Genomic DNA, 16,782 nt, shown 5'->3' on the forward strand with positions numbered 1-16,782 from the left:
GGTCACTGCACTCCCAGTCCTCGGTAGGTCACGGCGGCCGCGGTCGGCCCGCCGTCGGCGGCCACGAACAGCAGCGGCCGCCCGGTCGCTCCGGCATCCCTGGCCGCGACGAAGGCGGCGGTGAGCGCGGAGGTGTGGGCGTCACCGGCGAAGTCGTCGGTGATCACGGTGTCGATGCCCAGTTCGGCGGCCAGGGTCGCGGCGAAATCCGGGGTCGGCTTGCCGCACAGCAGCACCACGCTCGTGGCGTCGAGACCGTCGGCGGCCAGGGCCTCGCGGGCGGCGGTGGCGGCGTGCTCGACGAGTTCGGCTGTGCCGGTGGCGAGTTCGACGGTCATCGAGGAGCGGCCCTCGGTACCCATGGCCGAGAGCGTGACGTAGCCCTGCGGATCGGGCAGCGTGTCACCGGCACTCACGTGCACCCCACCGAAACCGACGGCGTCGCTGTGGTTCTCGAGCACCAGCGCCGCACCCACCGGCTCGAAGGCGAAGTCCGCGTCGGCCCGCTGCGACGGGTGCGCGTCGCCGCTCACCACGACCACGTGCCCGGTGGGCAGATCGGCCAGCAGCGACGATGCCACGCCGACCGCGTTCACCAGCCCGCAGGCCCCGTTCATCAGGTCGAACGACAGGCACGGCAGCTCGCCGGCGCGATAGTCCAGCCCGATCCCGGCGGCCTGCTGGATCAGGGCCGCGACGGCCGGTTCCACGAGGTTCGCGTCGCGGTAGACCCCGACATTGATCAGCGCGTCGACCTGTTCGGCGGTACAGCCCGCGCCGGTCAGCGCGGCACGCGCGGCCTCGGCCGCCTGACCCACCGAGCTGACGCCGCCGGACTGCGTGACGGCCGAAGAAATGATGATTCCCATACTGTCCTATACCCGAAGTTCGCCGATTGTCACCGACAGGAACCCGGCGACCACCCCGGAGGCGGCGGGCACCAGCAGCACCTTGGACCCCGGTGCGATCAGGCCCTGGCGCAGTGCGTCGTGCAGCACCACGAAATGCGAGGTGGAGGCGGTGTTGCCGTAGCGGTCGAGCACCGCCAGCTTCGGCGGCATCAGCGCGTCGAATTCGCGTTCGGCGATCTTGTCGATCAATTCGACCGCCGGACCGCTGAATTGGTGGTGGATGAGGTAGTCGTAGCCCTCCTCGGCGAAGCTCGTGCCGCGCGCGGCGAGGAACTCGCGCTGACGCGTGGTCCACAGCAGGTAGCGCGATTCGTTGTGCATGGCGCGGTTGTCGGTGTAGAGGGCGACGCCGGGGCCCTGGTCGCTGGGCATGCCCAGGCACAGTTTCGCGAAGGCGGCGCTGGTGTTGAGTTCCACGTAGTCCAGGCCGGGGCCGTCGGTGCTGTCGAGCACCACGGCCGCGCCCGCGTCACCGACGGTGAGCGAGGCGAACTGCGGGTCGTACTTCTGCGAGATCTCGCGCACCGCGGTGTCGGAGATCGGGGTGATGCACTCACCGGAGACGACCAGGCCCCTGCGCACGGCACCGGAACGAATCATCCTGTCCAGCACCAGGACTCCGGTCATCATCCCGGCGCAGGCATTGGACACGTCGAAGTGGATGGCGCGGCGGGCGCCCAGCGCGTTGCGCAGCGTGAGCGCGAAAGACGGTTCGAAGCAGAAGTCCTCGCCGCGGGTCCGGGTGATCGAGCAGGAGATGATCACATCCAGGTCGGCGGCCTCGTAGCGGGAGTTCGCGAGCGCGCCGCGGGCCGCCGCCAGGGCGATGGTGAAGGAGTCCTCGTCGGGGGCGCGCACCCGGCGCGCGCTGACGCCGCTGACCTTCTCCAGATCCAGCGGCGCATCGACAGCGAGCTGACGCATCAGCTCCGCGGTGGTCACTTCCCGGGCCGGCAGATACGCGCCGACAGCTTCGATTGTCGAGTTCACCATGGCATTCACACTTCTTCGAGGTCGCGCGATGGACAGCCCACCATCAGCGCATCCCGCCGATCCTAGTCACAGATCTTCACTATTCGGTCACGGTCAACTAGATTCTGCCGGGGTGTGGAGTGCCGCTCGTCGTCAGGAACTCGCCCTTCTCGCCGCAGGTCAGCCGTGGCTACCGGGGTTACTGCTGCTGGGGAGGGTGGCGCGGCCGATCCGTAAGGTCCCTGGACTGGGCTGGTTCGTCGCCGATCCGCTCGTGGCGCGCCAGATCTACAACGACAGCACGCACTTCAGCATCGTCTCCGAGGGCGCGGCCGGACACTGGTGGGCGCAGGTCATCGGCGAATGGGTCGAGGACCTGTTCGAGGGTCCCGGGCACACCGCGCTGCGCGCCAAGGTGCGCGACCTGTTCACCCTCACCCACACCGACGCGCTGGTCCGGCGGGTGATCGGGCCCGACCTGGACGATCTGCGCGATCGGCTGGCCGCGGGCGAGACCGTCGACCTCGCCACCCGCGCGCAGATCCTGGTCGGCCGCAGCGTCTCGGACCTGGTCGGCATGCGCCCGGTCGACATCGCCGCGGCCATCGGCGGCGACCCCGACGCCGACCAGGACGCGCTGTTCCTGCGGCTGTTCCACCATGTCGAAGAGCTGGTGAACCTGGGTTTCGGCACGATGGCCTCGACCACGCTGGACCCGGTCGCGGTGGCGCGGGCCAGGGAGCTGGCTACCCAGCTGGCCGTCAACGTGCCCGACGCCTACGCCCGCGCCGACCCCGACACCACCCTGGGCCGCTGCCGGGAACTGGGGCTCGAGGTCGAGCACGCGGCGGGCCTGGCGATCCTGATGGCGGTGGCGGGCACCGACACCCTGGCCAGCGCGATGACCAGGATGGTCGCCATCCTGCACGACACCGGTCAGCATCGCGCGCTGCTCGCCGCGCCCGACCGGATCGCGGACGCGGTACGCGAGACCTTGCGCGTCACCAGCCCGGCCTATCTGGTCGGGCGCTCGGTCACCGCCGACGTGCGCGTCGCCGACCGGGACCTGCGGGCGGGCGAGCACGTCAAGATCCTCACCTGGACCATCAACAACGCCGTCGGCGAGTTCCGGGTGGACCGCGACTACGTGCCCGAGACCCGTCAGCTCTGGTTCGGCGGTGGCAGGCACCTGTGCCTGGGCGCCCAGCTGGTGCATTCGGAACTGACCGCGTTGCTGGAAGCGCTCACCTCGGCGGGCAGGCCGTGGGAGATCGTCGAGCGGCGCTACCGTCGCAAGGTCTTCATCCCCACCTACCGGACCCTGCGCATCCGGCTGACCTGAACGGCGAGAACCCCGCCCACCAGCGTGGACGGGGTTCTCGGTGCGCGCGGGACTACTGGTTCTCGGGCGCGTTGACGCGGTTGTGGAAGCCGATGCCGACCACGATCGCGGCGGGCACACCGGTCAGCACCAGACCGGCGGCGGCACCCAGCGGGATGCCGATGGCCGCACCGGCCAGGCAGCCGGCCAGACCGGTCGCGCCACCGAGATCGAGCACCGGGATGCCAAGGACCAGGCCGCCGATACCGCCGATGACGCAGCCCGCGCCACCGCCGACCAGCGTGCCCACCAGGGTGCCGATCGAGGTGATGATGCCGAACTGGGTGGCCGCGGCCGAGACGGCGTCGTCGAAGGCGTCCTGGCGCACGACCGGCTTCAGCGCGGCCGGGCGGGCCGCGGCGGCCTCGGTGCGCGGGGTGAGCAGCGCGCGGGTGCCGTCGATGGCGGCGTCGATCGGGTACTCGAGGTCGTCGATGGTGTAGGCCAGCGGCAGCGCGGCGACGACATTGCCCTGGTCGTCGCGCACCTGGAACTGGTTGTTCTCGGTGGTGAGCGAGCCCGCGTCGGTCTCGACGACCACGGCGTCGCCCTCGATGCCGGTCTTCCATCCGATGCCGGGCAGCACCTGGTTCACGCCCTGCTCGACGCCGTCGAGGAAGGCGGGGATCGGGGCGGGCGCCGGAGCGGCGTGCGAGGTGCCGGTGGCGACCCCGAGCGCGGCGATGACAAGTGCGGAGGTTGCGGCAACCTTGCTGAACTTCATGAATGCAGTCTTTCCCTCAATGGCGGTGCTCCGGGGGGAGCGCAGGCCCTCGATCGAGCACCCATGAGCAAGTGTCCAACTCAATGTTGCCGAAAAGTAACTTAAAATGTCCTGAGAAGCCGAAACGGACAGTGATCTGCGTCATCGCCGATGAAATTCATTTGCCGGGAATGGCTTTCGGGCGAATTTTCGGAATCGTGATCTGCGGCACGTCAGAGTCCGGTCAAGCGCAGCCGCCGGGACATATCCGAGGCGAACACCCCCTCGGGATCGACCGCGTCACGGATCTGCCGCCATTCGTCGAGCCGGGGATACATGGCCGCGACCATGGCCGGGGAGGTGCGCGAGTCCTTGGCGAAATAGAGCCGCCCGCCCGCGTCCAGCACCCGTTCGTCGAGGGCCGCGCACATCCGGTCCAGACCCTCGGCGAGGGTGAAGTCCAAGCTCAGCATGAATCCGGGGTGCGGCCACGACAGCGGCGCCGGATTGCTCGCGCCCATCCGCTTGAACACATTGAGGAACGAGTGGTGCCCCGATTCGGCCACGAACCGCACCGCCTCGGCCAGCTGCCGCTCGGCGCCGAAGGGCATGGAGAACTGGTACTGCAGGAATCCGCGCCTGCCGTAGGCGCGATTCCATTCCCCGAGCAGATCCAGCGGGTGATAGAACTGCGTCAGATTCTGGATGCGCCCGCGGGCGCGGCGCGGGAACAGGCGATGCGCCGCCTCGGCGGCGATACGGGTGGTGACCCCGTTGACCATTCCGTTGGGAAAGATATCGGGCACGGTGAACAATTGCGGTGCATCGAAATTCAGCGGGCGGTGCCGCAGTTTCACCGGCAATTGATCCACCGTCGCCAGCGAACCACGGCTGAACCCGGCGCGGCCGAGTTTCGGTCCGGTGGAAATGGTGTCGGGCACCGACATCGAATAGTCGTAGCCGTCGTCGGAGCCGCCGGTGAGCAGTTCCATCGTCTCGTCCAGGTCGCGGGTGCGATCGTTGTCGACGAGGAAGTACGCGGTCTCGGTGTGTTGCAGCCGGATTCGCGCGCCGGTGACGATGCCGGTCAGGCCCATCCCGCCGACGGTGGCCCAGAACAGGGCCGCGTCCTCGCCCTCGGGGGTGAGGGTGCGCAGCGCGCCGTCGGCGGTGAGCAGGTCCAGCGACACCACGTGGTTGCCGAAGCTGCCCTGCGAATGATGGTTCTTGCCATGGATATCCGAGGCGATCGCCCCGCCGACGGTCACCTGCCGTGTCCCCGGCAGCACCGGCACCCACAGCCCGTGCGGCAGCGCGCGGCGCATGAGGGTGTCCAGGCTGACGCCCGCGTCGACGTCGACGATCCCGCTGCCGGGGTCGATGTGGTGGACGCGGTCCAGCGCGGTCATGTCGATCACCAGGCCACCGGCGTTCTGCGCGGGATCGCCGTAGCTGCGCCCGAGCCCGCGCGCGATCACCCCGCGCGGTCCGGCGGTGCGTACCCGTTCGGCGATCACCGCGAGATCCGGGGTGCGCAGCACCTCGGCGACGGTGGGCGAGGTCCGGCACCAGCCGCTCAGGCTGCGTCGGGTGGTGCGGGATTCCTGCGGCGCGAAAGTCACAGGGGCTCACGCTAAGAGCGGTTCCTGAGACCTACCTGAGGTATTCGTGCGGTTCTTGCGGAGATCCGTGCAGGGCCCCGGCGCGCAGCTCGGTCACCCGGGTGCAGGCGACGTCGAGCAGGGCGTGGTCGTGGCTGATGAGGACGACGCCGAGGCCGGTGGCGGCGCGGTCCATGACGAGGCGCACGACGGTGGCGGTGGTGGCGGCGTCGAGCATGGCGGTGGCCTCGTCGAGGATGAGGTAGCGCGGCTGCTGGGCCAGGGCGCGGGCCAGGCAGGCGCGTTGGAGCTGGCCGTCGCTGAGGGCGTGCGGGCGGCGGTCGAGCAGGTCGGGGGTGAGGCCGACCTCGGCGGCGAGCGCGGGCAGGTCGGGGGTGGGGGCGCGGCGGATCACGGCGGGTTCGGCGATGATCCGGGCCAGGGTGAGCTGGGGATCGGTGGCGGCGCGCGGTGATTGGAAGACCATGGCGACCGCCCCGCGCCGCTGTCGCGGGGACTGGCCGTCGCAGGTGATCCGCCCGGCGGTGGGGGCGAGCAGACCGGCCAGCGCGCGGGCCAGAGTGGTCTTGCCCGAACCGGAATCGCCGGTGATGCCGACGATCTCGCCGGGCTCGACCCGCAGGTCCACCCCGCGCACGACCGGTGCGGCCGGGTCGTAGCCCACGGTGACGGCTTCGGCGGCGAGCATCAGGACCTCGGTTCGCGGATCAGGCGCTGCGCGCGCGGGGTCAGGGTGGTGGGTGTGCCCGCGTAGGGGCAGATCTCGGACAGGTTCGTCAGGGCGCGCGGCGGGTGCGGGAGCGGGCGCAGGCCGCGTTCGGGCAGGGCGGCGAGCAGGTCGCGGGTGTAGTCGTGCCACGGGTCGTCGAGCACCTGGGCGGCGGGGCCGACCTCCATCAGCCGGGAGGCGTACATGACGGCGACGGTGTCGGCGATTCCGGCACGCAGCAGGTGGCCGAGGTCGTGGGTGATGAGCAGGACCGCCGCGCCCCGGTCGGCGCATTCGCGCAGCAGGGCGCCGATCTGGTCGGTGCGGGCGCGGTCGAGTCCGGCGGTGGGTTCGTCGGCGACGATCACCGCCGGGTCACCGGCCAGTGCCGCCGCGACCGCCGCGCGCTGGGCCATCCCGCCGGAGAGTTCGTGCGGGAACCTGCCGAGGGCGCCGGGTTCGAGTCCGGCCCTGGCCAGCAGGTCGGCGGGGTCGTGGCCGGTGCCGAGCGCGGTGATCGTCTCGGCGAGCTGGGAGCCGATGGTGCGCACGGGGGTGAAGTGGGTGCCCGGCGACTGCGGGACCAGCGCGATGTGGCGGCCCCGGTAGGGCTGCCGGTCGGTGCGGATGTCGAGGGTCCGGTCCGCGAGGTCGAGGCGGATCGATCCGGTGGTGACGGCGTGCGGCGGCAGCACACCCAGGATCGCGCTCGCGACGATCGACTTCCCGCACCCGGATTCACCGGCGAGCGCGGTCACCGTCCCGGCGGGGATCTCCAGGGAGACCTCGGTGACGGCGTGCACCACCTCGCCCGGGCGGACCGGGATCCGGACGGTGAGCTCCTCGATGGTCAGTCCGGTCATCGGGGCATCCTCGACGGTTTCGGTGGCAGCAGCAGGGTGCGCAGCGAGGACCCGGCCACGGCCACGGCGACGGTGGTCAGCACCAGGAATCCGGCCGGGAACAGCAGCGTCCACCAGCCGCCCAGCAGCAGGGAGGTCCTGGCCTCGGCGAGCAGGGTGCCCAGGCTCGGCTCGTGCGGGGGCAGGCCGAAGCCGAGGAACGACAGGGTCGACTCGTGCCAGATGGCGTGGGGCAGCAGCAGTACCACCGCGATCAGTGCCTGCGGGGCGACCGCGGGCAGCAGATGCGTGCGCAGCAGATGGGTGCGGCTCGCGCCGGCCAGCACGGCCGCGGCGATGTAGTCGCGCTCACGCAGGCTCAGGCTCTCGGCCCGCACGATCCGCGCGACCTGCACCCAGTGGGTGAGCCCGATCGAGAGCACCACCGCCGCCACATTCCCCCGGAACAGCGCCACGATGACGATGCCGAGCAGCAGATGCGGCAGCGCGTTGGCGGTGTCGGCGCAGCGCATGATCAGCCGGTCCACCCGGCCACCGGCCAGCGCCGACACCGCCCCGACCAGCACGCCCAGCACTGTCGACAGCGCGGCCGCGCAGGCGGCGACGAGCAGCGAGGTGCGCAGCGCCGCCGCGATCCGGACGAACAGCGAGCGCCCGGCGGCGTCGGTGCCGAACAGCCACTGCCCCGAGGGGGCCTGGCGGGCGGTCGCGAAATCGGTGAGCCGCTCGTCGACCCCGGCCAGCCACGGCACGAGCACCGCGTAGGCCACCACCGCCAGCAGCACCGCGAGCGCGGCGTGCAGCCGCCGCCGCTCAGCCATCGGCCCGCACCCGCGGATCCAGCAGCACCACCGCGATATCGGCGAGCAGCGACCCGAGCATGACCGCGCAGGTGGTGCCGACGGTGAGCACCGCCAGCAGGGCCATGTCCAGATCCTGAGCCGAGCGCACGAACGCCCCGGCGATGCCCGGCCAGGAGAAGATCTCCTCCACCAGCACCGCGCCCACCACCACCTCGGGCAGCCGGACGCCGAGAATGGTCACGAACGGCGCCAGCGAGGTGGGCAGGATGTGCCTGCGGGTGATGGTCGCGGAGTCGATGCCCCGGGTCGCCGCGCCGACGACGAAATCCTCGGCGCGATTGCCCGCCACCGATTCGCGCACCGCCAGCAGCAGCCACGGCAGTTGCGAGAGCGCCAGCGCCGCGGCGGGCAGCACCAGATGCCGCAGCACCTGGGCGAGATCCGGATCGGCGCCCGCGTCGGTGAGCCCGGCGGGCGGCAGCCAGCCCAGCCCCACCGCGAACACGGCGATCGCGGCCAGCGACACCACGAACGGCGGCAGGCCCTGCAGCACCACACAGCTCGCGGCGACCGCCCGGTCGACCGCCCCGCCCCGGTGCATGCCCGCCCACGCGCCCACACTCAGCGCCAGCGCGACGGCCGCGGTCATCGCCACCGTCACCAGCAGCATCGTCCACGGAAGCCGTTGGGCGAGTAGCTCACCCACTGGCTGGGAGAACCCGCGCGAGGTGCCGAGGTCGCCGTGGACGAGATCGGCCAGCCAGCGCCCGTACAGCTGATACCAGGGCAGATCCAGGCCCAGCTGATCGGCGAGCAGGGTGCGGTCGGCCGCGCTGGTCGACTCGTAGCGCGAGCCCAGATAGCCGACCAGCGGATCGAACGGTGACACCGCCGCCGCCGCGAACAGCGCCGCCGACACCGCGACCAGCACCGGCACCAGCACGAGCACCCGCCTGCCCGCCATGGCGGCGATCCCGCGACCGCGCCACCGGCCGCGCGTCACCGGCGCGACCAGGTCTGCAACGACCACCACGGACCCCAGGTGACCCCGTGCGCGTGCGGTTCCAGAATCGGGCCCGAGGTGTTCCAGCCGGAGTCCTTCACCACATAGGTGTGATCCAGGTGCACCAGGAAGACATGGCTGGGCGCCTGGACGTAGCGGTTCTGCACCGCCCGGTACGCGCCCGCCCGCACCGCCGGATCGGTACTGCGGCGGGCGAGATCGAGCTGGGCGTCGATCACCGGATCATCGGTGCGGCCGGCATTGTCGTACGGGCTGCCCGTGCCGAGATCGGGCGAGGGGGAGTGCAGGGTGTTGTAGACCTGGGTGTCGGGATCGTAGGGCTCGTCGCCGCCGCCGAGCAGGATGCCGTCGCGGGCGATGCGCGGCTCGATCCGGTCCCACGACAGCGCCTCCAGATCGACCTCGACCCCGACCTTGCGGGCATCGGAGACGAAGGCCAGCGCGAGATCGCGGCGCAGGGTGTCGGTGGAGTTGTACATCACTGTGAACCGTGCGCGCACACCGTCTTTCGCGCGTACACCGTCGGCACCCGGCCGCCAGTTCGCGGTGTCGAGGATCTGCTCGGCGCGGGCCCGGTCGAAGGCGAACACGGCGGCCGGGTCGTGCGCGTCGCCGTAGACCTCGGGCAGCGGCGTGTAGGCGGGCCTGCCGTAGCCGCCGAGGATGTTGTCGATCATCGCCTGACGGTCCACCGCGTGATTGAGCGCGAGCCGGATCGCCGGATCGCCCGCGACCGGGTCGGCGGCGGGCATCGAGACGCCGCGCCAATCGGCGGAGGTGTTGGCGCGCACCGACATTCCCGCGCGACCGTCGAAGGTGGCCGCCAGCAGCGGGGGCAGGGAGGTGCCGTCGAGTTCACCCGCGGCCGTGCGCTGGGCGCGGGTGTTGTCGTCGGGGACGTAGAGCAGGGTCAGGCGCTTGACCGAAGGCGCTCCACCCCAATAGTTCTCGTTCGCCTCGAAGATGGCGCGGGTGGGTTCCAGGGTGGTCAGCCGGTAGGGGCCGGTGCCGATCGGCGCGGAGTTGAGCGGGGATTCGGTGGCCGGGCCGGGGGTGGCCACCGACTCCGACGGGACGATGCCGATCAGCAGTTTGGTGGGGAAGGCGGCGTAGGGGTGACGCAGGGTGAAGCGCACCGCGTGCGCGTCGACGGCCTCGACCTCGTCGATCATCGTGAACGAGGAGCGGACCTCCGAGGCCGAGGCCGGGTCCAGGATCGCGCGATAGGTCGCCACCACGTCGGCGGCGTCGAAGTCCGAGCCGTCGCTGAAACGCACGCCCTGGCGCAGTGGCGCGGTCCACACCGTGGCGTCGGCGTTCGGTGTCGGCAGCTCGGTGGCCAGCGCGGGGGTGAAGCCGGGCATGCCCGTGCCGCCGCTGAGGCGCAGCAGACCGTCGTAGACCTTCGCCTCCCCGGCGGCGCCGTACCCGGCCACCGGGTTGTAGCCACCCAGTTCGAAGGCGTCGGCCAGCACGATCGCGTCCGGTGATCCGCTGCTGGGCGCCCCGCACCCGGACAGTGAGATCGCCAGCGCGAGCGCCGCTCCCAGCGTGCACAGCGACCTGACCCGTAGCATTCCCACTCGCCCAACTCCTGTTTATCTGAACAGATGGACAGATGATAGGGGAGCTACACTGAACCCCGCCATGGGAGAGCCACGCACACTGGACGGATCGCCGGTCGAACTCGGCCGCCGGGCGATCGGTGACGTCGAGATCCGGGCCTGGGCGCAGCGCTTCGACCTGCTGTCGGACCCGAGCCGGCTGGAGATCCTGCTGTGTCTGCACCGGGCGCCGGGCATCAGCGTGGGGGAGCTGGCGGCCGCGCTCGGGCGCAACGAGAACGCGATCTCCCAGGCGCTGCGGGTGCTGCGTCAGGAGGGCTGCGTCGAGTCCGTCCGGTCGGGCCGCACGGTGACCAACCGGCTCGCCGACCCGGTCATCCACGAGATCCTGCACACCATCGGCGCCCGGCACGCCTGAGCGCCGGTGCGGCTCAGTCCGATCCGGGGCGCACGATCATCAGCACCACCACCGCGGTCCACAGCAGGTTGTAGATCCCGGCGAGCATGGACAGCTGACGCAGGCGCTTGCCGTCGTCGGGTTCGTCGAGGGCCAGACGTTGCAGCGGATGGATCTGCACGGCGAGCAGGCCACCGGCGATGGCGGTGGTGATCATGGCGGTGGTGATCCAGATCTCGTTCATCCGGCCCTGGATGGTGGCCAGCACGATGCCGATCACCGGGACGATGATCGCGAGTTTGGCGTAGTTGCCGGTGATCCGGTGCATGGCGACCGCCACCGACCGCGAGCGCACCGACTCCGGGTCGGGCGCCTCGCCGGTGACCGGGGCGTAGCGCGGGAAAAGACTGGTCGCGACCGCCGACCCGCCCACGAAGACGATGCCGGCCAACACATGCACCGACAGCAACAGATGTTCCACGAACTGCTCCCTCCGACCTTCAATGTGATTGAAGCCTAGCTCGAGCTTCAGGGTTATTGAAGGTGGGTGGAGTTATCCGCCGCGGGGGTCTGGCGGGGCCATCCCGGCGAAGGCGGCGACGAGGGCGGCACCGACCTCGCGCTGGATCGGGTCGGCGTCCGGCCCGAACATGGTGGTGTCGACCCGGGTCACCACCTCGCGCGCCTCGGCGAGCAGCCGCGTGCCCTGTGTCGTCAGCTCGATCACCGAGGCCGACCCGGCCCGTGCCGTGCGATCCCGCACCAGACCCGCCGCCACCAGCGCTTTCACCGCCGTGTGGACGCTCTGCACGCTGGTGCCCGACATCCGTGCCAGCTCGCTGAACGAGGCCCCCGGCAAGCCGTTGATGTGCCCCAGCAGCCCCAAGCGCGCCACCGTCAGGTCCAGCGGCGCCAGTGCCGCGGCCAGCTCGGCCTCCACTCGCCTGCACAGCGTGATGACCAGAATCGTCGGGCTCAGCAGCGGTCCGGATCGCGCGTCATCGGTGCTCACCACCCCATTTTCCCGCACGGGCGGTCGCCTCGGCGGTGCGGTGCTCGCCCGGCGCGGCACGACGAACGCGGGCCCAGCGAAAATCGCTGGGCCCGCGTGGTTCCCGGGTCTACTTCAGGGCGACGCGCACGCCGTTGGAGAAGGCCGAGTCGTGGAATTCCACGGCGGCGGGCACGGTGCCCGTCGGAACATCGAAGACCAGCACCATGGAGATCTTGTTGCCCGGGTTGATCTCGGCGGTGAGCTGCTCGTTGACATTGATCTCGGCCGAGGTGTCGTTGGCGAACTCGCGGCCCTGGTCGTCGATCAGCTTCTGGTTGGAGCCGAAGTACTGCTGGGCGACGGTCGAGGTGTTGGCGACATCGACGTAGACCAGGATGAACTCGCCCTGCGCGGTCTTCTGCAGGAACTGGTTGTCGCCGACGGTGGTGACCGGCGGGTCCACCTTGGTCACGGTGAAGCTGAACTTGCCGTCGCGGACCTCGGTGCCGGCGGGGGCGGCCGAGGCGCGGCTCTCCTCGTTCTTGGCGACCTCCTCGGCAGCGCTGCCGATCAGCGCGGCGCACCCGCCGAACAGGGCGATGACGGCGAGGAAGAAGCCGCCCAGCACCCACGGCCAGACCTTCCGCTTACGCGGGGGCTGCGGGTAGTAGGGCTGCTGCGGGGCGGCGCCGGGATGTGCGGGGTACTGGGGGTTGGACATGACGTTCTCCTCGGGTGTGGGCACGGCGGATCGCGGCCGCTGCTGGCCGTTGACTGCGGGGGTGCTCGATGACGGATGTGATGACGAAAGCTGTTGATGGTCAACATCTTTCGGTGCTGTTGAATGCGCATCGGGTGGTCGCTGCGCCGTTGAGAAGGACGCTACACCGCCCGTCACGAGAACGCAACAGAGGAACAATGTTTTCAGCGTGAATAGTGAAAACATGTGTACTGGAACCCTGGGAAGTCAATGACGGTGTGTAAGGTTTGACTACGACCGCGAGGAGACCCATGCCAGACTCGACGCCCACCGTCGCCGCCGCCGAGATCTCCCGGCTGGCCGGCGTCACCCGCGCGACCGTCAGCAACTGGCGGCGCAGGCACGCCGATTTCCCCGCCCCCGTCCCCGGCGGCTCCGAATCCCGGCCCCTATTCGACCTCGGCGAGGTGCAGCAGTGGCTGCGCGGGCACGGGGTGACCGCCGCCGATTCACCGGTGCAGCGGTTGCGCACCCTGCTGCGGGCCGAGGTCGCGCCTGAACAGGTCGCCGCGCTGATGAGCTTCGTCGGCGATCCCGCCGCCCCGCCGGGCGACGCGGTGCGCGAGGCGGTGCGGGACGCGATCGGGGAAGTCGGTGTGCGGCAGACGCTGTCGGTGCTGGCCGAACGGGGTCTCGACGGGCCGAGTACCGGGGTGTATCCCACCGATCAGCCGGTGGCCGCGCTGATGGCCGACCTGCTCGCCGTCACCGGTGCGCCCGGGTCGGTCCTCGATCCGTCCTGCGGCGGTGGCGCGCTGCTGCTCGAAGCCGCCCGGGTGGGCGCGACCCGGCTGGCGGGGCAGGACATCCTGCCCGTGCAAGCGGCCCGTACTGCCGCGCTGTTGGGCACGCTGGCGCCGCAGGCCGCCGCCGACATCCGGGCGGGGGATGCCCTGCTCGCCGACGCGTTCCCCGATCTCGAAGTCGACGGTGTCCTCGCCAATCCGCCGTATACGCAACGGGATTGGGGTGCCGACGAACTGGCTCTCGACCCGCGCTGGGTGTACTCGGTCCCCCCGCGTGGGGAGTCCGAGCTGGCCTGGGTCCAGCACGCGCTCGCGCATCTGCGGCCCGGCGGTACCGCGGTGCTGCTGTTGCCGCCCGCGGTGGCGGCGCGGTCGTCGGGGCGCCGGATTCGCATGGAACTCCTGCGTGGGGGTGCGCTGCGCGCGGTGCTCGCCCTGCCGCCCGGTGCCTCGACACCGCGGCAGGTCGGTCTGCAACTGTGGGTGCTGCGCAGGCCCGAACCGGGGCAGGTCAGCGATACGCTGCTGTTCGCCGACACCACCCGGCTACCGAATCCCGGTGGTGAGCAATCGAATTGGTCGGCGATCAGCGAGACGGTCATCGCATCGTGGGGTGCGTTCGAGCGCGGGGACGCCGAGGCGGCCACGATCGCCGATGTCACGGCGGTGGTCCGGGTGATGGATCTGCTCGACGACGATGTCGACCTGACGCCCGCGCGCCAGGTGCGCGCCGCCGTCGATCCGGGCAGTGCCTCGGCCGCGGCGCACACCGCCGTCGCGGTGCTCGGGGACAACCTGACCGCGCTGCGGGAGGTCGCCGAGGGGGTGCGGGACTGGACACCCGCGCCGGGCACGGTGTGGCGGCACGTGGCCGTCGGCAATCTGATCGCGGGCAAGGCGGTGCGCATCGTCACCGGGGCCGCCGAGGGGACCGACGACACCGGGCGCCCCGTCCTGACCGGGCACGACCTGCTCGACAGCCGCCCACCCTCGGGTCTCACCACGCCCGGCACCCCGGCCGGGGAACCGATCGAGGCCGGTGACGTGCTGGTCTCGCGCCTGCGCGACGACCACGGCGCCGCCCAGGGCGCCCGCGTCGCCGAGGACGCCGATATCGGCGCCGTCCCCGGGCCGGGCGTGCTCGTCTTCCGCACCGACCCCGACCGCGTCGACCCGTGGTTCTTCGCCGGATTCATCGGCAGCCCCGACAATGCCGCCGCCACCTACGGCACCACCACCATCCGCCTCGACCCCGCCCGCCTGCGCATCCCCCTGCTCCCCCTGCCCGAGCAGCAACGCTACGGCGCCGCCTTCCGCCGCCTGCACCAGTTGCGCGTCACCGCCCGCGTCACCGCCGAAGCCGCCCGCTCCGCCGCCGACCTCATAGCCACCGGCCTCACCGCCGCCGCCCTGGAACCGCCCCGGGCCTGACCTCGCGGGGGCCCGCCACACTGGGATCGCCTCGGGGATGACCTCGCGGCGGGCCCCGCCACCTTGGAGCGGGCACGGGGTGCTGGCCTCGCGGCGGGCCCCGCCACCCTGGAGCGGGCACGGGGGCTGACCTCGTGGCGGGCCCCGCCACCCTGAAACCGACTCGGGGCCGACCCCGCGCGGACCCGCCGTCATGGAGCCACCCCGGGGTCGAGGCAGTATCGTTCTCTGGTCCGTAGCAGGCGTCGGTCCGGGGGGTGGTGGGATGCGCGAGATCATCGACGACCGGTACGAGATCACCGGTGCGCTCGGGGCCGGGGGGATGGGGCAGGTGCTGCTCGGGTACGACACGGTGCTGGACCGGGCGGTGGCGGTGAAGCGGATCGCGGTGCGGCAGTTCGCGTCTCGCGACGATCTGGCCGCGGAGTTCGTGGCGCGGTTCCGGCGTGAGGCCAGGGTGACCGCGCGCATCCGGCACCACGGGGTGCCGCAGGTCTACGACGCGGTGCTCGACGCGCGGGCCGACAGCGTGTACCTGGTGCTCGAGCACATCGACGGCACGACTCTGCGCGACTTTCTCGCCGGGCTGGGCACGGCCCTGCCGGTGGCTGTCGCGGTGGCCATCGGGGCCCAGATCGCGACGGTGCTGTCCTACGCGCACGCGCTGCCGGTGGTGCACCGGGATCTCAAACCGGCGAATGTGCTGCTCACCCGGGACGGGGTGGTGAAGGTGATCGACTTCGGGATCGCCGCGCTGCTCGACGGCAGCACCAGCCGGATCACCCGCACCGGATCGGTGCTCGGCACGGCCGCCTACATGTCACCGGAACTGGTGAACGGGCAGGAGGTGGGACCGCGCGCCGACCTGTACGCGCTGGGTTGCGTGCTGCACGAGATGTGCAGTGGGCGAAGGGTCTTCGAAGCGCGCTCGGATTTCGACGCCTACAACCGGCACCTCACCGACACCCCCACACCGCTGCGCACCCTGCGCCCCGAGGTGCCCGCCGCGCTCGAGGACCTGGTGCTCGACCTGCTCGCCAAGGACCCGTCCGACCGGCCCGCCTCCGCCCAGGAGGTGTACCGGCGGCTGCTGCCGTTCCTGCCGCCGCCCGGCGCGCCCGCCCCCACCCTCCCGGTCGGTCATCCGGACCCCACCCGGATCTTCCGGTGCCCGAATCCACCCGCCGACCTCGAGGCCCCGCCCCCGGCGCCCGCCCACCGCGCGGCCCGCCAGGCGATGACCGAGGCGGGCCACCTCGGCGACGCCGCCGCCCGCTACCGCGAACTGTGCGGTCTCGGGCGCTTCGCCCAGGCCGCCGAGGCGCTGCTCGCCGTCGTCGACGAGGTCGCCCGCCGCTACGGCCCCGACGGCACCGAAGCCGGTGACCTGCACCGCGATATCGCCCTCGCGCTCGGTCAGAGCGGGGAACAGCGCCGCGCCCTGACCGAATGGGAGCGGGTGGAGGCCATCGAACTGCGCGTGGGCGGCCCGAAGAGCCCGCGCCTGCGGCGTGCCCGCGTCGCCGCCGTGGGCTGCCGGGCCGTGCTCGGTGAACTGTCCGCCGCGGCCGCGGTCGATGAGCTGTACCGCCTCTTCGGCGAAATCCGGGGCACCGACGCCGAATTCGGCGAGGACGGCATCCGCCTGCGCCTGGCCATCGCCGAATGGCTGCCCGCCGCGGGCGACCACACCAGGGCCGAACGGTTCCTCACCCAGCTCCGTACCGACCTCGAGATGCTGCGGCCCGCCGACGATCCGGTCCGTCGCCGCGTCGAGGAACTGGCCGCCGAGCTCCGGCGCTGAGCGGCCCGCGCCCGGATCGGCGTTCGCCGTGCGTAGTTCGGGCTACGGACAGTGTCGGCGGCGCGGAGTAAACTCCTCGCATCGCCGACGGGGGAGC

The 16,782-nt window shown here is 71.4% G+C and carries 16 protein-coding genes; 4 read left to right on the top strand and 12 right to left on the bottom strand.

Going from position 1 to position 16,782, the window contains the following annotated elements; translation table 11 throughout:
• Nucleotides 1–2: 2 nt before the first annotated feature.
• Both ACWEMY_RS15530 and ACWEMY_RS15535 read right to left on the bottom strand, forming a co-directional pair.
• Nucleotides 3–869, bottom strand: coding sequence for a hypothetical protein (locus tag ACWEMY_RS15530; RefSeq protein ID WP_452390544.1), 867 nt, complete (start codon nt 867–869; stop codon nt 3–5).
• A 6-nt stretch (nt 870–875) separates the two neighbouring features.
• Nucleotides 876–1,904: a 3-oxoacyl-ACP synthase III family protein gene (locus ACWEMY_RS15535; RefSeq protein WP_452390545.1), complete on the bottom strand. Its 1,029-nt coding sequence runs from the start codon at nt 1,902–1,904 to the stop codon at nt 876–878.
• 196 nt (nt 1,905–2,100) lie between these two features.
• Between ACWEMY_RS15535 and ACWEMY_RS15540 the strand changes: the two genes are divergently transcribed.
• Complete coding sequence (locus tag ACWEMY_RS15540; protein ID WP_452390546.1) at nt 2,101–3,225, top strand: cytochrome P450; 1,125 nt, start codon at nt 2,101–2,103, stop codon at nt 3,223–3,225.
• Between the two features lie 52 nt (nt 3,226–3,277).
• Here ACWEMY_RS15540 and ACWEMY_RS15545 read toward each other — a convergent pair whose 3' ends face one another.
• From ACWEMY_RS15545 to ACWEMY_RS15575, 7 genes are all read right to left on the bottom strand, one after another.
• Nucleotides 3,278–3,988: a hypothetical protein gene (locus ACWEMY_RS15545; protein ID WP_452390547.1), complete on the bottom strand. Its 711-nt coding sequence runs from the start codon at nt 3,986–3,988 to the stop codon at nt 3,278–3,280.
• A gap of 212 nt (nt 3,989–4,200) precedes the next feature.
• Nucleotides 4,201–5,589, bottom strand: coding sequence for an FAD-binding protein (locus tag ACWEMY_RS15550; protein WP_452390548.1), 1,389 nt, complete (start codon nt 5,587–5,589; stop codon nt 4,201–4,203).
• A 31-nt stretch (nt 5,590–5,620) separates the two neighbouring features.
• Complete coding sequence (locus ACWEMY_RS15555) at nt 5,621–6,277, bottom strand: ABC transporter ATP-binding protein (protein WP_452390549.1); 657 nt, start codon at nt 6,275–6,277, stop codon at nt 5,621–5,623.
• Nucleotides 6,277–7,161 carry an ATP-binding cassette domain-containing protein gene (locus ACWEMY_RS15560; RefSeq protein ID WP_452390550.1) on the bottom strand — a complete coding sequence of 295 codons (885 nt, stop codon included), beginning with the start codon at nt 7,159–7,161 and terminating at the stop codon, nt 6,277–6,279. The genes ACWEMY_RS15555 and ACWEMY_RS15560 overlap by 1 nt, the downstream gene beginning before the upstream one ends.
• Entirely contained in the window at nt 7,158–7,982 is an 825-nt protein-coding gene (locus tag ACWEMY_RS15565; RefSeq protein WP_452390551.1) for an ABC transporter permease, read from the bottom strand. Before ACWEMY_RS15565 ends, ACWEMY_RS15560 begins: the two co-directional genes overlap by 4 nt.
• Complete coding sequence (locus tag ACWEMY_RS15570) at nt 7,975–8,997, bottom strand: ABC transporter permease (RefSeq protein ID WP_452390552.1); 1,023 nt, start codon at nt 8,995–8,997, stop codon at nt 7,975–7,977. Before ACWEMY_RS15570 ends, ACWEMY_RS15565 begins: the two co-directional genes overlap by 8 nt.
• On the bottom strand, nt 8,964–10,565 hold the full coding sequence (locus ACWEMY_RS15575) for an ABC transporter substrate-binding protein (protein WP_452390578.1): 1,602 nt from the start codon (nt 10,563–10,565) through the stop codon (nt 8,964–8,966). The genes ACWEMY_RS15570 and ACWEMY_RS15575 overlap by 34 nt, the downstream gene beginning before the upstream one ends.
• A 70-nt stretch (nt 10,566–10,635) precedes the next feature.
• Between ACWEMY_RS15575 and ACWEMY_RS15580 the strand changes: the two genes are divergently transcribed.
• Nucleotides 10,636–10,971: an ArsR/SmtB family transcription factor gene (locus tag ACWEMY_RS15580; protein WP_452390553.1), complete on the top strand. Its 336-nt coding sequence runs from the start codon at nt 10,636–10,638 to the stop codon at nt 10,969–10,971.
• A gap of 13 nt (nt 10,972–10,984) precedes the next feature.
• On the opposite strand, the gene ACWEMY_RS15585 is transcribed toward ACWEMY_RS15580, so the two are convergent.
• From ACWEMY_RS15585 to ACWEMY_RS15595, 3 genes are all read right to left on the bottom strand, one after another.
• Nucleotides 10,985–11,431 (bottom strand): hypothetical protein, encoded by a 447-nt coding sequence (locus ACWEMY_RS15585; RefSeq protein WP_452390554.1) that lies wholly within the window; start codon nt 11,429–11,431, stop codon nt 10,985–10,987.
• 72 nt (nt 11,432–11,503) lie between these two features.
• Nucleotides 11,504–11,962 (bottom strand): MarR family winged helix-turn-helix transcriptional regulator, encoded by a 459-nt coding sequence (locus ACWEMY_RS15590; protein WP_452390555.1) that lies wholly within the window; start codon nt 11,960–11,962, stop codon nt 11,504–11,506.
• Nucleotides 11,963–12,071: 109 nt separating this feature from the next.
• On the bottom strand, nt 12,072–12,665 hold the full coding sequence (locus tag ACWEMY_RS15595; protein ID WP_452390556.1) for a DUF4352 domain-containing protein: 594 nt from the start codon (nt 12,663–12,665) through the stop codon (nt 12,072–12,074).
• Between the two features lie 290 nt (nt 12,666–12,955).
• Between ACWEMY_RS15595 and ACWEMY_RS15600 the strand changes: the two genes are divergently transcribed.
• Nucleotides 12,956–14,881, top strand: coding sequence for an N-6 DNA methylase (locus tag ACWEMY_RS15600; RefSeq protein WP_452390557.1), 1,926 nt, complete (start codon nt 12,956–12,958; stop codon nt 14,879–14,881).
• Nucleotides 14,882–15,146: 265 nt separating this feature from the next.
• Nucleotides 15,147–16,685: a serine/threonine-protein kinase gene (locus tag ACWEMY_RS15605; protein ID WP_452390558.1), complete on the top strand. Its 1,539-nt coding sequence runs from the start codon at nt 15,147–15,149 to the stop codon at nt 16,683–16,685.
• The last annotated feature ends 97 nt before the right edge of the window (nt 16,686–16,782 follow it).

This window comes from Nocardia sp. NPDC004415, from assembly GCF_053602435.1.

Excerpts from the sequence above, each read along its gene's own strand:
- ACWEMY_RS15530 (WP_452390544.1), bottom strand. The coding sequence starts at position 869 with ATGGGAATCATCATTTCTTCGGCCGTCACGCAGTCCGGCGGCGTCAGC.
- ACWEMY_RS15535 (WP_452390545.1), bottom strand. The coding sequence starts at position 1,904 with ATGGTGAACTCGACAATCGAAGCTGTCGGCGCGTATCTGCCGGCCCGG.
- ACWEMY_RS15545 (WP_452390547.1), bottom strand. The coding sequence starts at position 3,988 with ATGAAGTTCAGCAAGGTTGCCGCAACCTCCGCACTTGTCATCGCCGCG.
- ACWEMY_RS15555 (WP_452390549.1), bottom strand. The coding sequence starts at position 6,277 with ATGCTCGCCGCCGAAGCCGTCACCGTGGGCTACGACCCGGCCGCACCG.
- ACWEMY_RS15560 (WP_452390550.1), bottom strand. The coding sequence starts at position 7,161 with ATGACCGGACTGACCATCGAGGAGCTCACCGTCCGGATCCCGGTCCGC.
- ACWEMY_RS15565 (WP_452390551.1), bottom strand. The coding sequence starts at position 7,982 with ATGGCTGAGCGGCGGCGGCTGCACGCCGCGCTCGCGGTGCTGCTGGCG.
- ACWEMY_RS15575 (WP_452390578.1), bottom strand. The coding sequence starts at position 10,565 with ATGCTACGGGTCAGGTCGCTGTGCACGCTGGGAGCGGCGCTCGCGCTG.
- ACWEMY_RS15580 (WP_452390553.1), top strand. The coding sequence starts at position 10,636 with ATGGGAGAGCCACGCACACTGGACGGATCGCCGGTCGAACTCGGCCGC.
- ACWEMY_RS15595 (WP_452390556.1), bottom strand. The coding sequence starts at position 12,665 with ATGTCCAACCCCCAGTACCCCGCACATCCCGGCGCCGCCCCGCAGCAG.
- ACWEMY_RS15600 (WP_452390557.1), top strand. The coding sequence starts at position 12,956 with ATGCCAGACTCGACGCCCACCGTCGCCGCCGCCGAGATCTCCCGGCTG.
- ACWEMY_RS15605 (WP_452390558.1), top strand. The coding sequence starts at position 15,147 with ATGCGCGAGATCATCGACGACCGGTACGAGATCACCGGTGCGCTCGGG.